This is a genomic window from Halobacillus dabanensis (genome assembly GCF_900114165.1).
GTDB classification, from domain to species: domain Bacteria; phylum Bacillota; class Bacilli; order Bacillales; family Halobacillaceae; genus Halobacillus; species Halobacillus dabanensis.
In genome coordinates, this window is sequence record NZ_FOSB01000007.1 from 138,777 (window position 1) to 154,575 (window position 15,799).

Here is a 15,799-nt window from a genome sequence, read left to right on the forward strand (position 1 = left end):
CACTCCTTCCCTTACTATTTATCATTAACAAAAAACGCCCGACTGAGACAGCCGGGCGCATTATTTTTATTCACTATAAACACTGCGGACAACGTTTGTCTGAGCACGATCTGGACCTACGGAGAAGATAGAAAGAGGTATTCCAGTCAGTTGGGATACACGCTCAATATAGTGGCGTGCATTTGCCGGAAGGTCACTAAGCGACTTAGCTTCTGTGATATCTTCTGTCCAGCCTGGCATCTCTTCATATACAGGTTCACATTCTGCAAGAACCTTCAAACTGGCGGGGAATTCTTCGATGATTTCTCCTTTATACTTGTAGGCTGTGCAAATCTTCAATGTCTCAATACCTGTTAGAACATCGATAGAGTTTAATGAAAGATCTGTAATTCCACTGACACGACGTGCATGACGAACGACGACACTATCAAACCAGCCAACACGACGTGGGCGCCCTGTGGTAGTACCATATTCATTGCCGACTTCACGAATTTGATTACCAACTTCATTATCAAGCTCTGTAGGGAACGGTCCATCTCCAACACGTGTCGTATAAGCTTTAGATACGCCGACGACATGTTTGATTTTAGAAGGACCGACGCCAGAACCAATAGTGACTCCGCCAGCAATCGGGTTAGATGAGGTAACGAAAGGGTAAGTACCCTGGTCAATATCGAGCATGACACCTTGAGCACCTTCGAAGAGGACTCGTCGTCCTTCATCAAGGCTATCATTCAACACAACAGAGGTATCGCATACATAAGAAGCGATTTCCTGTCCATATTCATAGTACTCATCCATGATTTCCTCGACCGTAAAAGGTTGTGTCTCGTACACTTTCTCAAACAGACGGTTCTTCTCAGCCAAATTTTGCTCCAGCTTTTCGCGGAAGCTTTCTTTATCTAAGAGATCTGCGATGCGAATTCCAGTACGAGCAGCCTTATCCATATAAGCAGGCCCAATTCCTTTTTTAGTCGTCCCTATTTTATTGTCGCCTTTCTCCTCTTCCTGTAAAGCATCTAGCTTCAGGTGGTAAGGAAGAATGACATGGGCACGATTACTGATTCTTAAATTATCTGTAGAAACGCCTTTATCATGTAAATATTTAAGCTCGTCAAGTAAAGCCTTCGGATCAATGACCATTCCGTTTCCTAATACACAGGTTTTATCATCAAAAAAGATCCCTGAAGGAATTAAATGAAGCTTATATGTGATTCCATCAAACTTAATTGTATGTCCTGCATTATTTCCGCCCTGGTAGCGAGCGACTACTTCTGCATTTTGTGAAAGAAAGTCCGTGATTTTACCTTTTCCTTCGTCCCCCCACTGGGTTCCGACTACGACTACAGATGACATAAGGCACCTCCGCCAAATTTTTTGTATTATATGATTTCCACCGTCAGTTTACCAATTTCCACTAGTTAAGTCAATGTCATTCCCGAACATTATATATTAATAGATTAATATCGTTCGATTATTACTCAATAAAAGTCCCCCTTACTCCATAAACTCTCCCTATTCATGCAGACTCAGTTTTGTGATAATCCAGGGATTCGTTTGCCATATTAGGAGTCAGGGGTGGTGGAGATGAGAAACGAATCCCTCTACTAAGATGGAGTCTTCCCCTCACTCATAAGTAGATATAAATCGCTCTATTTCAAACTGTGGCGATTTATATTATCCCCTTCGCTTGAGCATACAAGCAGAGTCCCCCAGAAGTGGTTTCGAGATACTGATATGGCAAAGGGGCGGAGGGGAATGGCGAAACTCCTATGGGGCGTGTAGGACCGATGAGAACCCAGAAGGCAAAGCCTAAGGAGGCTCAGCGCCCACCCCATGGAAAGCGACTTATCCCCCACCGACCCTTTTCCCAATAAAAGTCTCGAAACGGAGTCTTCAAGAATACTATCGTATAGCTTAATAAGAAATTAACTTATAAAAACTTATTTAGCATTGATTTTAATTAAAAAATTACTTATAATCACTTACAAAGGATAGATGTGGAAGGGGAATTCCATGTACCAAGAAGAACGACTGATCGGGGTCATACAATTTTTAAAAGAAAAACGCAGAATATCCATCGACCAAATGTGTGACATGTTTGATATATCAAGAGACACGGCACGGAGAGACTTAGTAAAACTTGAAGAACGGAAAGCTATCGTCCGGACACGTGGAGGAGCTATTTTACCGAGAACGCAAGACGCTATCAAAGATTACAGCCATCGATTAAACACCGTATCATATGAAAAGCAGCAAATTGGTAGTAAGGCCGCTTCCTTCATACGTCCAGGAGATAAGATCATTTTAGATACCTCCACAACCGTCCAAGCTTGCGCCAATCAAATTCCTGCTAGTGAGGTTACGGTTATTACAAATTCCATCCACCAGGCTGAAATCTTATCCAATGTTGAAAACGTATCCATTCAGCTCCTGGGCGGTTATTTGCAGAAAGAACACCAATTCCTATATGGCGCCTCCGTCATTGAACGGTTGAAGAATTATCATGTGAATAAAGCTTTCATTGGAGTGGTAGGTATTTCAGAACAAGGACTTACGATTGCACATGAAGAGGACGGAATGGTCAAAAGGAACATGATGAAGCAGGCGGAACAAGTCATCGTTCTAGCCGATCATACAAAATTCGGCAGAACAGAATTTTTCTCATTTGCAGTGTTGGCCGACGTGGACGTCATTATCACCGACCGCCTGCCAGGAGGAGATTTTCAAAGTCTATTAAAGGATTTTGATGTCGATTTGATAGTTACAGAAGAGGAGGGCACAGATCCATGGACATGATTGCCGTCGATTTGGACGGAACTCTCTTAAATTCAAAAAACCAAATAAGCTCAAAAAATGTGGAGGCCATCCGGGAAGCGCAGGGGGAAGGGGTGGAAGTCGTTATTGCCACTGGTCGTGCCGAATTTGATGTCCGCAGGCTCATTTCTGGGCTTAAGCTTAATACATGGATCATCGCTGCCAATGGGGCGACCATCCACCGTCCCGATGGTTCCCTTTTCTATTCCGTACCAATGGAACAAAAGGATGTACATCAAATATTGGCCTGGCTTGAGGAAGAGAACTTTTATTATGAAGCAATTGATGACCACTCGATTCTCACCCCGTTAAATGGGAAAGAGTTGTTGCAAATTGAGCTCGATCGAATCAAAAGTGCGAATCCTAAGGCAGACATTGGTCAACTGGAAAAGGCGATAGAGAAACAATTCAGTCAGCACGGCTTTTTGCATGTAGACTCTTATAAAGAAATCGTCGATGCTGATCAAAAGATCTACAACATCCTTGCTTTTTCCTTTGATAAGGATAAATTAAAAAAAGGGTGGGAAAAGTTCCACTCAAACCCAGACCTTACACTTGTTAGTTCGGCAGACCATAATTTCGAAATGGAACACCGGTGGGCTTCGAAAGGTTTAGCTGTAGAAAAGCTGGCTGCAAAACTCAACCTTTCTCTCGAAAAAACAGCGGTGATCGGAGACAGTTTAAATGACCTCTCCATGATCTCTATGGCTGGCTACAGTGCTGCAATGGGCAATGCTAAAGAACAAGTCAAAGAAGCCAGCCGCTTTTTAACCCGAACAAACGATGAAGATGGAGTCGCTCATGCGATTCGCCATTTCCTTACAACCTAGGATCATCCATTGCCCTGCGTGACTCTTCGGGAGGCGTCAAGGGCAGTGATGAATCATATTATGCTCTTTTAAGAGAGCACATCCATTTACTGGATAAAGAAAGACGCCCGGACCATTGTAATGGTCGGGCGTCTTCCTTTTATGCCGGTGGTATATCTGCATCCGTATAACGGTGGTCCAAATCTACGAACTTGTTGTACTCTTTCACAAAAGCAAGTTCAACATTTCCGACAGGTCCGTTACGTTGCTTCGCTATAATAATTTCAATGATATTCTGGTTCTCCGACTCCTGATCATAGTAATCATCTCTATAAAGGAACCCGACAATGTCGGCATCCTGCTCGATGGAACCTGATTCACGCAAGTCAGACATCATCGGACGTTTATCTTGCCTTGATTCTACCCCACGAGAAAGCTGAGATAGGGCGATAAGCGGAACATTAAGCTCACGTGCAAGACCCTTCAAGGAACGGGATATTTCCGAAACTTCTTGCTGACGGTTTTCTTTGGAATTGGCGTTCCCTTGAATCAACTGCAAGTAATCGATAAGGATCATGCCTAGACCATGTTCTTGCTTTAAGCGGCGGCATTTCGAACGAATTTCACTGACACGGATTCCGGGGGTATCATCAATATAAATTCCAGCATTGGATAAACTTCCCATAGCCATCGTGAGTTTATTCCAATCCTCGGTTTCTAAATGGCCTGTCCGCAATCGTTGGGCATCGATGTTACCTTCCGCGCAAAGCATACGGGATACCAGCTGGTCTGCACCCATCTCTAAACTGAAGATTGCTACATTTTCCTCGGTATGAACCGCGACGTTTTGAGCTATGTTTAATGCGAAAGCCGTCTTACCCATGGAAGGACGGGCAGCTATGATGATCAGGTCATTCCTCTGGAACCCGGAGGTAATGTGATCCAAATCGCGGTATCCTGTAGGAATCCCCGTTGTACTCCCATCATTATGATGAAGTTGTTCGATATTGTCATAGACATCAATCAGAACGTCTTTAATGCTTTTAAAGGCACTCGAGTTCTTCCGTTGGGAAACTTCTAAGATGTCCTTCTCTGCTGCATTCAGTACATCTTCTAAGTCCTCTTCCTCGGCATACCCTGATGTCACGATGTTTGTTGCCGTTCGAATTAAACCTCGTAGTGTGGATTTTTCACTGACGATACTCGTGTAATAAGAGATATTGGCAGCAGTCGGCACGGAATTGGCGATATCCGTCAAATAGGAAACCCCTCCGACTTCTTCTAATACTTTATTGTTGGAAAGAGCCGAAGTAACCGTGACTAAATCGATCGGCTCCCCGCGATCGGAAAGCGTGAGCATCACCTCGAAAATCCGTTGGTGACTCGCTCGATAGAAATCTTCTGGCAGTAGATACTCCGCGGCTGTCGACATCGCTTCCGGTTCTAAAAAGATCGCACCGAGGACCGCCTGTTCTGCTTCTATATTATGGGGCGGGGTACGATCGTTCCACATTTCACTCACTAGCTGTTCCTCCTCTGGATCTAAAACACATGGGCCTCCTGCCTCGTTAAAGTAACCGTACTTCTCTTAGAGGTTATTTTCTGCAATAGAACCCCTTTTTATGAAGAACAGGAAAAGGCACGAATCCCCGGACCAAAACATAAGCGCCCAATCAGTCCAAGTCAACGGATTGGGCGCTTGATGATACATCGCTTACTTTTCTTCAATATGGACTTTGATTGTTCCTGTGACTTCTGGGTGGAGTTTCACAGGGACATTTGTATAGCCCAACGTCCGGATCGGGTCATCAAGCTCAATTTTACGCTTATCAATTTTGATATTATGGTCTTTTTTCAACTGTTCAGCAATCTGCTTGCTTGTAATGGAACCGAAAAGGCGGCCGTTGTCCCCGGATTTAGCTGTCAGTTTGACTTCCATATCCGCTAAAGTAGCTTTCAAGCGTTTCGCTTCTTCGACTTCTTCTTGAGCCTTCTGCTCTTGCTTGGCATCTTTAGCTTTTTGTGCTTGGATATTTCCTTTTGTCGCCTCAACAGCTAAGTTGTTTTTCAAAAGGTAGTTACGCGCATAACCATCATTTACATCTTTGATTTCGCCTTTTTTACCTTTTCCTTTTACGTCTGCTTTGAAAATTACTTTCATTCTGTGTCTCCCCCTTCAAAATACTCGTCAATTATATCTTGCAAAAATGCTCTTGTATCTTCAAGCGTTGTGTCATCAAGCTGAGTAGCAGCGTTCGTCAAATGACCGCCCCCATTCATCTTCTCCATGATGACCTGAACATTGATATCTCCAAGAGAGCGGGCACTGATTCCGATTCGCCCATCGCTCCGCTCGGATATCACGAAGGAACACACGATACCGCTCATCGTGAGTAAGGTATCAGCTGCCTGGGCAATAATCACAGGGCCGTACGTTTCCCCAGGATCCCCTGTTGAAATAGCAATTCCATCCCGATAAACAGAAGCCCGCTCAATCAGTTTACTTCTCCGGACATAGACATCCAAATCTTCTTTCATGAACTTTTGGACCTGGACGGTATCTGCCCCTTTAGAACGCAAGTAAGAGGCGGCATCAAACGTACGTGAACCAGTCCTCAGTGTGAAGCTTTTCGTATCGACGATAATCCCTGCCAGGAGGGCTGTCGATTCAAGCATGGATAGTTTCAGTTTTTTCGGTTGATATTCCAGAAGTTCTGTTACAAGCTCTGCTGTTGAAGAAGCGTATGGTTCCATATAAACCAAGGTTGGATCTGCAATGAATTCCTCCGCTCGCCTATGATGGTCGATAACAACGACATGCTCTGTCTTCGAGAGGAGCTTTTCTTCCATCACCATAGAAGGTTTATGCGTATCGACCACGACGAGTAGTGTCTCGTTCGTGGCCATCTCCAGCGCATCTTCCGGTGGTATGAAATAATGCCAGAGATCTTCATCTTTTTCAATCTCTTCCACCATGCGTTGAACACCTGTATCGATATCATCTGGATCAAGGACAATTGCGGCCTTTTTATCGTTTGCCTGAGCTATTTTCAAAATTCCGATCGAAGCACCCACAGAATCCATATCTGGTGATTTGTGACCCATGATCAGTACTTTTTCACTTTCCTGAACTAATTCTTTCATTGCGTGTGAAATGACACGAGCACGGACTCGGGTCCTTTTTTCCATCGGATTCGTTTTCCCGCCATAAAAGCGTACTTTACCCGAATCATCTTTAATTGCGACCTGGTCCCCTCCGCGTCCAAGTGCCAGATCAAGACTGGATTGGGCTAATTCCCCTAGTTCCGGAAGACTGACAGGTCCTACACCTATCCCAAAGCTGAGGGTTAGTGGAACATTTTGATCTGTAATCAATTCGCGGACATCATCCAGAATCTCGAACTTGGCTTTTTCCAACGTATAGAGTATTTCCTGGTTCATCACTGCTATGAACCGTTCTTGTGAAGTCCGCTTCAAATAGATGCCATAATCGCTTGCCCACTTATTTAATATCGATGTCACTTGAGAATTGATATGGCTTTTGGCCGTATCATCCATTCCCTGGGTGATTTCTTCATAGTTATCAAGGAAGATGATCGAAAGGACGGTCTGTTCATTCTCATAGCGGTTGTGAATCTCCGTCTGCTTCGTACGATCGAACAAATACAGCAGACGTTCCTCTCTTCGGATGATCGTCTGCAACTTGTAACCGTCCACACTAACCCAGACTTCCTCATCTTCATCCTTGATTGCAGGGATTATTTGATCTGAAATCTTTTTCAAAGAGTCGCCAACGATCGAGTCTTCTTCTGTAAATTTATTCATATATGGATTAGCCCATTCCACCATATAGTTTTCGCTATACAAAATGATTCCGATGGGCATCTCAAGTAACGCTTCCTCTCCGACCTTCTTCACCCGGTAAGAAAGGGTCGAGATATATTCTTCTGTCTCATTGATCATATTCTGTTCTGTACGGACACTGTAGAAAATGGATGCAGCTAAAAACAGTGTCATCACCAGACCTAGCATCCATTGGTAATACCATATGAAACTAAGCAGAATTAAAGAGATCAAATAAATGATCCATAAGTGTCCGCTCATCGTTGGTTTTTTAAAAAAATTCGGCATTGCATTCAGCTCCTACCATCTTCTGCGAGCTAACTCTCTTTCTTATCTTCCACGCGCTCCCTCAATGGGAATCCTATATCAATTATACCTAAGATTCTTACAAGATACATGATTATTTGAGGAATAAGGAAGGAAAAAACGACCACTAGGATCGGGACCGCTATCGACCATTTTTTCTTCTCTGCATAGAAGAAAACGAAGGAGAACCCTTGCACGACCAAAAGTGCACCTGTAATTATGAACACGTTGATCGCAGCTAAATAAATCATTCCATCATTCTCTGCCATCATGAAATTAAAGATCATCGCGACAAAGTAATACCATAGTATTGATGTCGGCAGCTTGAAGTTCTTAAAATCCACGAATTTCATTTTCTTATTTTCGATTCTATTAATCAGCCTGTACGTAAGCCACTGACTGACAAAGGCCATAAACGCCCCCGTCATCGCAAGTATGCTTGGCACGATATCCGGGAGGAAAGCAATCAACTCACGAAAATCGTTCAAGTCTTCTTCTATGCTTTCTCCATCAAGCAGACCTGAAAAGATTCTCTCAAATGTGTTGAATCCCCGATCCATACTGTTTTGCAATTCTTCCATTAAATTGACGCCGAGTAATAGTTGGGTCACAAGGAATATGGAAAGAAGGCCAATAATGAAACCCACCGTTCCAATAGCAAGAGACTCATAGGATGAACGCTTGTGATGCAATGCTCCTCCTAAAAACAGACCGCCAAATCCGGCTAATAAAGTGAATACTATATAAATGGAAGCAAACAAGAAAGTAAACAAGGTGGCAGCCACAAACATAAGGGCTCCAGCTTTCCATCCATGACGATAACTATAAAAAACGAATGGCACAGGCAGTACCAATAATAATATAGGCCCAACAACCGGCATGAAAATAATTACCAATAACAATAGCAGATATATGCCGGTCATTAAAGCCCCTTCCGTCAATCTTCTTGTGTCATTCATGATCGATAAAGCACCTCTATTTCTATCGCTCTGTTCCTAACCTCCCAATTTTAACATATCCTCGTCCCTTTTATCTCGTATCAAATGTTTCCTATGTCTACGTCTTGGTGATTTTTTCCCATGTTTGTTATGATAAATGAAATTCGAAAGAGGAGGACGACCATGAGAACTGATTATCATGTCCATATGGCAGAAACAGGAAATTTAGATGTCGACTACCTACGAACCTACATAAAAAAAGCAAAAGAAGAAGGAATCGAAGAGTTAGGTATCTCTGAACATGCCTATTTCTTTGAAGAAACAAGGGAAATCCTCTCCAACCCCTGGGTCGAAAATCGTCGTACGCTTAATTTTGAAACATACCAAAATATGTTCGATGCAGCAGAAAAGGAAGAACTCCCGATTAAGATGGGGATAGAGATGGATTACATGCCAGGGAAAGAGAAAGAAATGGAAGCATTCATTTCTTCTCACTCTTTCGATTATGTCATCGGATCCGTGCACTGGATAGATGATTGGGGCATCGACCTTGCTATTTATCGGGAAGAATATGAAAAACGAGACTTGAAAGAAGTTTACCGCCAATACTTTGATCGTGTCGTCACATTGGCAGAATCCGGTCTGTTCGATTTTGTCGGCCATATCGATGTTATCAAAGTTTTCGGATATCGTCCTGATGATGAAGTATTTTTACACGAACAATACCGTCGTGCAGCCAAAGCTTTGGCTAAAACCGGTACATGTATCGAAATTAGTACAGCAGGGTTGCGGAAACCAGTTGGTGAACTCTATCCAGACCCCGCCCTTCTCCAAATGTGTAAAGAAGAAGGAGTTGGAATCGTTCTCTGCTCTGATGCTCATAAACCCGACCATATCGGCTATCGTTATGAAGCAGCGATTGAACTCGCCAAATCTGTGGGATATACAGACGTCCATGTGTTTTCTCAACGACAGGCGACTGTACACCCTATCGAGGAATAACTCATGCTCTTTGACAAAAGATTAGGTTTAAAAGAATCAGAAGTGAAAGGGTACACTATTAACCAGCGTGTCGCTGTCAGAGGCATCCTATTTCATGATGGGAAAATACTTACAGTGAAATCCAATAAAGGGGATTACAAACTTCCAGGCGGAGGTGTCGATGCTGGAGAAAGCGAAACGGCGGCTCTCATCAGGGAAATATCAGAAGAGACAGGCTATCTCCAATGCAATGTGGAAAAGTACATCGGTAAGGTCGTTGAAAGCCACCTAGATATCTATGATTCTGAAGCTGTATTCGAGATGGTCTCCCATTACTATATTTGTGAATGGTCCGGGCAAAGAGGAGAGCAGCACCTGGACCCTTATGAAGAAGCACAGGCATTTACACCTGTCTGGATAACTTTGGATGAAGCAATCTCTCAGAATGAAAAAATACTTGCACAATCCGCCGAAAACCGGTGGATTTATAGAGAAAACCTTGTGTTAAACCAGCTACGGAACACGACTTTTTTCCGCCTTTAATATGCACGGCATTAAAAAATTGCTGAGCAATAAAAAGGGAAGCCTGTCGACAGGCTTCCCTTTTTATCGTCTTTTTTTATATTGTTAAACAATGGACTTGCTTAATATTTGCAATCTGAGCAAGTTCTTCATTACAGTTACCTTCCACAGGTTTATCAACGGTCAGGACCATGACAGCTTCTCCACCTTCATTCGTTCGTCCTACTTGCATTGTTGCAATGTTCACATTATGTTCAGCAAGCAAACTACCAACCTGGCCGATCGCACCCGGTTGGTCCGTATGGTGGATGACGACTAAGTTTCCTTCAGGGACAACATCTATGGAATAGTGGTCAAATTGAACGATCCTTGCTCCAAGGCCATTCAACAATGTACCAGCAATACTCCGCTTTTCCTGATCTGTTTCAACCTCAACCGTAACCAAGTTGGTAAAGCCTTTCGTCCGTGTCGACTTTTGCTCAGCTATAGTGATTCCTTTATCGGCAGCGGTCTTGAACGCATTGACATCATTCACACGGCTGCCGAGATGTCGAGCTAATATACCTTTCACCGCAATTCTTGTTAAAGGCATTGTATCAACATCTAACAATTCCCCACTATAGTAAACATTTACACGCTCAAGTGTCCCTTCCACAACTTTCGACAAAAAGGCCCCCAGGCGTTCAGACAGGTTGAAATACGGAGATAATTTTTCCATCATTTCGGATGAAACGGAAGGGAGGTTGACCGGATTCCTTACCGTACCGCCGTGCAATACCTCTAAAATGTCGTAGCTGACATCTGTTGCGACGTTTTCCTGAGCCTCTATTGTGCTTGCTCCTAAGTGCGGGGTAGCGATGACTTCAGGCAATGTTAATAACGGGTGGTCTGTCGCAGGCTCTTCCTCGAACACATCCAGGGCTGCTCCTGCAATCTTGCCTGATTGGATGGCTTCATAAAGAGCATTCTCTTCAACTATTCCACCCCTGGCACAGTTCAATATACGCGCCCCTGTTTTCATCATTGAAATGGCTTCTTCGTTTATTAGATGCTTCGTTTTTTCAATGAGTGGGGTATGGACCGTCAAGAAGTCAGCTTGTTGGAGGACTTCTTCTAAGCTTCCGTGCAATACCCCTGCCTTTTCCGCCTTTTCTTCATTCAAGAAAGGGTCAAAAGCGATGACTTTCATCCGGTGGCCTTTGGCACGTTGGGCAACTTCACGACCGATCCGGCCAAAGCCTACAATACCAATCACTTTATCCTTCAACTCGACTCCGACAAACTTTTTACGCTCCCACCGCTTTTGCTGGAGCTGATGATAAGCTTGAGGAATGTTTCGAGCCAGCGACATAAGCATAGCCATCGTATGTTCAGCCGTTGAAATGGTATTACCGTCCGGTGCATTGACGACGATGACCCCATTCTCCGTCGCCGCATCAAGATCGATGTTATCCACTCCTACACCTGCACGACCAATAATCTTCAAGTAAGGAGCATGTTCAATGACTTCTCTTGTCACTTGCGTTTGGCTCCTCACAATCAGCGCCTCAACAGAACTGACGGCCTCTAACAATTGCTCATGAGAGAGGGACGAATCCATGATTGTTTCTATATCTTCCGCTTCTAATAAAGGTTTGATTCCATCCTCGCTCAATGGATCACTAATCAATACACGATGCATTACTATTCCTCCTTTGTACACTTCAAGTAGGCTTCTTGAGCTGCAGCAACACCGGATCCAGCTTCAAACTCATGGCCTAATCGCTTCAAGACGATTTCCAAAATACTGATATACTGAAGGACATTTGCAGGGCGGCAATAACCCATATGACCAATACGGAAAATTTCCCCCTTCATGTGTTTCTGTCCTCCTGCTAAAATCAAGCCGAATTCTTCCTTCGCGACTTTTCTCAGTTTTTCCGCCTCAAATGTATCCGGACGAATAGATGTGACAGTCGAAGATGCGTCCTGATCAGAAACCAAAAGAGGTAATCGCAAAGCACGGCATGCTTCTCTTGTCATTTCTTTCATTGTCTGGTGACGTTCAAAAACACGCTCTAAGCTTTCCTCTTCAAGCAAAGTAAGCACCTGTTGCAAGCCAAACAATAAAGATAACCCAGGAGTGAATGGTGTTTGCCCCGATTGTAATTGCTTGCGGTAAACCCTGAGATCCAAATAAAATCGTGGTCTCGGATTGGCATCTATGACAGACCATACCTGGTTACCGACAGCGACAAAAGCAAGCCCAGGAGGAAGCATCATAGCTTTTTGTGAACCTGAGACTAAGATATCGATTCCAGCTTGGTCCATATCGACACCTGCACCACCCATGGAAGAAACCCCATCAACAATAACAAGTGCTGAACTGACCTCTTTTACTCGACTCGCTACTTTTTCTACTGGATGCATCACACCCGTTGATGTCTCACAATGGGTAAGAAAAACAGCCTTCGTTTCCGGGTGGTCTGCAAGAGCTGCTTCTACTTGTTCCACCTCAACAGCGGTCCCCCATGGAACTTCTAAACGAGTTACGTTCAACTCGTATGTTTCACAAATTTGGGCAAAACGGTCACCGAAAGCTCCTGCTACTACTACAATGACATCATCGCCAGGCTTGGTGACATTGACTACTGATGCTTCTAAAGCAGAGGTGCCACTCCCTGTCACCACGAGCACTTCCCCAGAAGTTCCGAAAACCGGCTTCAATCGGGGAGCAATATCGTTCATCAATTCTTTACACTTTTCACCCCGGTGGCCGATCATCGGCTGGCTCATGCTCCGTTCAACACTTGGCGGAATCGGGGTAGGGCCAGGTGTGTGCAACAAATCCCATTCACGTTTCATATTCACTTGAACCTCCTCGTGACTATTACTCTCACTTTTCTTATTTTAAATACTTTATCACGTTAGAAAAGCAATGATATTCTATAATCCTATCAAAGAAAGGTTTGTTGTCAATCAAATAAGAATATTCTATTTTACGACATTTTTTTCTTATTTTTCTCGAATAAAGAACTTTGCTTTTTTTCTTATTTATCTGTATAATTCAAAAAGTAATTATTTTTAGAAAATTAAAACGGGGGAGATCACTTTGAGAAAACATCTATTGGTACTGCTTACCTTGATGTTCGTTTTTTTCTTAGCCGCATGTAGTGGTGGGGGAGATAGCGAAACATCCACAGACACAAGCGAAGATAATACGAGTGAAAGTACAACAGAAGATTCTTCTGAAGGGGAAGCTTCCGGGAATCAAGAAATAACTGTCACAGCAAAAAGTGAGATTCCTAGTATGGATCCGTCCCTGATCACCGATTCTGTCGGTTTCCAATGGGCAGGGGAAACATATGAAGGCCTTTACCGCCTGGATGAAAACAGCCAGCTTGTCGACGGTATGGCTGAAAGCTCTGAAGTAAGTGAGGATGGACTTACATGGACATTCAAACTACGTGATGCAGAATGGTCTAATGGAGACCCGGTAACTGCACACGATTTCGTATATGCATGGAGAAGAGCAGTGGATCCGGACGTTGGATCTGAGTACGGCCCTTATTTCCTTGGGGGAATCATTAAAAATGCTACAGAAATCAGCAATGGAGAAGCTGAACTGGAAGAACTCGGGGCAACTGCGAAGGATGATAAAACATTAGTAGTAGAACTTGAGAAACCAGTTCCTTACTTTAAGTCCATGACTGTATTTATCACGTTCATGCCGTTGAACCAGGATTATGTAGAGGAACAAGGCGATAAATTCGCAACAGAAGCGGAATATACAATTTCCAATGGTCCTTTCCATATGACAGAGTGGAATCATGGAGAAGGCTGGACTGTGGAGAAAAGCGATACTTATTGGGATTCGGACACCGTTCAATTAGAAACAATCAATGCAAAGGTAATCAAAGAAGTGTCTACTGGTGTTAACTTGTATGAAACTGGAGATCTTGATCAAACAGAACTGAATGCAGAGTTCGTCGATCAATATCGTTCTAACGAAGCATTCAACGTTGCTGAAAAACCATACCTATACTTCTTTAAGTTCAATCAAGACAATAACGAGGCATTAGCAAATGTGGATGCACGTAAAGCAATTTCTTATGCCATCGACCGCCAATCACTAACAAACGCTATCTTAAACGATGGGTCTGTACCGGCTGAAGGGTACGTACCATCCAACTTCGTTTCTATGCCGGATAGTGAAGAAGATTTCCGTGAGGCTCAAGGACCTCTGGTCGAGTACAACGAAGAAAAAGCAAAAGAGCACTGGAGCAAAGCACTGGAAGCTCTTGGCACAGACACGGTTGAAATCGAACTTCTCGGGGATGATACAGGAACCTCTAAAGATGTTCTAGCTTACTATAAGAACCAATTAGAAACTACGCTTGACGGATTGACGATCAATTTGCTAGAAGTGCCATTCAAAGAGCGCGTTCGTCGGGACAATGAAGCGGAATTCGAAATGGAAGCTGCCACATGGGGACCTGACTATGTCGATCCGAACACATATTTGAACATGTATTTGACTGATGGTCAAAACAATAGAATGGGTTACTCCAACGAAGAATATGATGCTTTGATTGAAAAAGCAAATGGGGAGTATGCTCAAGACCCAGAGAAACGTTTCGAAACGTTCCTGGAAGCAGAAAGAGTTCTTCTTGAAGAAGATGCTGCTGTAGCACCTATTTACCAGGATGCAAAAGCCCAGCTTTTCCGTCCATCAATCAAAGGTGTATTCACAACTGCTACCGGTCCAGAGTTTGAATTCAAATGGGCTTATGTAGAAGAATAATTAGATAGGTAGACAACGGCAGGAGAATCTTTCTCCTGCCGTTTTTTTACAGCATTTCTCTTGATATTTCCCTCAATTTCACGATATAGTCTTTGAAGATATGAAAATCGGAAAGGGGGCGGCGGGTGTGAAACGACGATTGTATTACCGGGCGATGTATTATACAGTGGGAATCATCATAATGACTTTGGGAATTGCTCTGACGATCCAGTCCACTCTTGGTACATCGCCCTTTGATGCCCTCCTTGTCGGTCTCCATCGGACATTTGGCTTGACGATCGGCAGTTGGGAAATTGTTGTCGGTTTCAGCATGATCGTTTTCAATGCAATTGCAGAACGTAGACGACCAGAATTACTGGCACTTGCCACCTCTCTTTTAACAGGGATTGGCATTGACTTCTGGGTGTTCACGATTCGGGAAACCGTCCACCCGGATGTATTTTGGTCACAAATGATTTGTCTCCTCGCTGGTATGGTCATTGCCGGATTCGGTATTGCCTTCAATTTACAGGCTGACTTCGCCCCGAATCCGTTTGATCGTATGATGCTCGTTGTCAGTAAAATGACAGGCTGGAATGTGTCGATCTCGAGAGCCCTGATTAGCATTCTCCTTGTAATTCTAGCCTTTTTATTCGGAGGAGCAATCGGGATAGGGACCATTATCATCACCCTTCTCAGTGGCCCTCTGATTCATTCGTTTATGCTGCAGATAGAAAAGGTGGACCGCCGAATACAGCCAATCCCTGAAAGTGCCCAAATGTAAGGAAACAGCGAAAAGAGGTGGAATCACAAACGTGACT

13 protein-coding genes are annotated in these 15,799 nt (G+C 43.7%); 6 read left to right on the plus strand and 7 right to left on the minus strand.

Features of this window, described 5'->3' with window-relative positions; genetic code table 11:
• Positions 1-66: 66 nt before the first annotated feature.
• Positions 67-1,356, minus strand: a complete 1,290-nt coding sequence (locus BMZ58_RS13300; protein ID WP_075037048.1) for an adenylosuccinate synthase — start codon at positions 1,354-1,356, stop codon at positions 67-69.
• Positions 1,357-2,016: 660 nt separating this feature from the next.
• On the opposite strand from BMZ58_RS13300, the gene BMZ58_RS13305 reads away from it, so the two are divergent.
• Positions 2,017-2,799 (plus strand): DeoR/GlpR family DNA-binding transcription regulator, encoded by a 783-nt coding sequence (locus BMZ58_RS13305; RefSeq protein WP_075037049.1) that lies wholly within the window; start codon positions 2,017-2,019, stop codon positions 2,797-2,799.
• Positions 2,790-3,647: a Cof-type HAD-IIB family hydrolase gene (locus BMZ58_RS13310; RefSeq protein ID WP_075037050.1), complete on the plus strand. Its 858-nt coding sequence runs from the start codon at positions 2,790-2,792 to the stop codon at positions 3,645-3,647. The genes BMZ58_RS13305 and BMZ58_RS13310 overlap by 10 nt, the downstream gene beginning before the upstream one ends.
• Before the next feature lie 139 nt (positions 3,648-3,786).
• Here BMZ58_RS13310 and dnaB read toward each other — a convergent pair whose 3' ends face one another.
• The 4 genes from dnaB to BMZ58_RS13330 all read right to left on the minus strand — a co-directional run bounded on the left by dnaB (position 3,787) and on the right by BMZ58_RS13330 (position 8,734).
• Positions 3,787-5,148, minus strand: coding sequence for a replicative DNA helicase (gene dnaB, locus BMZ58_RS13315; RefSeq protein WP_075037051.1), 1,362 nt, complete (start codon positions 5,146-5,148; stop codon positions 3,787-3,789).
• Positions 5,149-5,340: 192 nt separating this feature from the next.
• Entirely contained in the window at positions 5,341-5,787 is a 447-nt protein-coding gene (rplI, locus tag BMZ58_RS13320; protein WP_075037052.1) for a 50S ribosomal protein L9, read from the minus strand.
• Positions 5,784-7,757, minus strand: coding sequence for a DHH family phosphoesterase (locus BMZ58_RS13325; protein WP_075037053.1), 1,974 nt, complete (start codon positions 7,755-7,757; stop codon positions 5,784-5,786). Before BMZ58_RS13325 ends, rplI begins: the two co-directional genes overlap by 4 nt.
• A gap of 29 nt (positions 7,758-7,786) precedes the next feature.
• Positions 7,787-8,734, minus strand: coding sequence for a YybS family protein (locus BMZ58_RS13330; protein WP_075037054.1), 948 nt, complete (start codon positions 8,732-8,734; stop codon positions 7,787-7,789).
• A 162-nt stretch (positions 8,735-8,896) separates the two neighbouring features.
• Between BMZ58_RS13330 and BMZ58_RS13335 the strand changes: the two genes are divergently transcribed.
• The gene (locus BMZ58_RS13335; protein ID WP_075037055.1) at positions 8,897-9,715 is read left to right on the plus strand and encodes a histidinol-phosphatase HisJ family protein; all 819 of its coding nucleotides are present in this window, start codon (positions 8,897-8,899) and stop codon (positions 9,713-9,715) included.
• A gap of 3 nt (positions 9,716-9,718) precedes the next feature.
• The gene (locus BMZ58_RS13340) at positions 9,719-10,237 is read left to right on the plus strand and encodes an NUDIX domain-containing protein (RefSeq protein WP_075037056.1); all 519 of its coding nucleotides are present in this window, start codon (positions 9,719-9,721) and stop codon (positions 10,235-10,237) included.
• Between the two features lie 76 nt (positions 10,238-10,313).
• Here the strand turns inward: BMZ58_RS13340 and serA are convergent, their stop codons facing one another.
• Positions 10,314-11,897 carry a phosphoglycerate dehydrogenase gene (gene serA / locus BMZ58_RS13345; RefSeq protein WP_075037057.1) on the minus strand — a complete coding sequence of 528 codons (1,584 nt, stop codon included), beginning with the start codon at positions 11,895-11,897 and terminating at the stop codon, positions 10,314-10,316.
• Between the two features lie 2 nt (positions 11,898-11,899).
• Positions 11,900-13,060, minus strand: a complete 1,161-nt coding sequence (locus BMZ58_RS13350; protein ID WP_075037058.1) for a pyridoxal-phosphate-dependent aminotransferase family protein — start codon at positions 13,058-13,060, stop codon at positions 11,900-11,902.
• Between the two features lie 280 nt (positions 13,061-13,340).
• Between BMZ58_RS13350 and BMZ58_RS13355 the strand changes: the two genes are divergently transcribed.
• Together BMZ58_RS13355 and BMZ58_RS13360 are read left to right on the plus strand one after the other, a co-directional pair.
• The gene (locus BMZ58_RS13355; RefSeq protein WP_075037156.1) at positions 13,341-14,999 is read left to right on the plus strand and encodes a peptide ABC transporter substrate-binding protein; all 1,659 of its coding nucleotides are present in this window, start codon (positions 13,341-13,343) and stop codon (positions 14,997-14,999) included.
• 127 nt (positions 15,000-15,126) lie between these two features.
• On the plus strand, positions 15,127-15,762 hold the full coding sequence (locus BMZ58_RS13360; protein WP_244151576.1) for a YczE/YyaS/YitT family protein: 636 nt from the start codon (positions 15,127-15,129) through the stop codon (positions 15,760-15,762).
• Positions 15,763-15,799 lie beyond the last annotated feature (37 nt).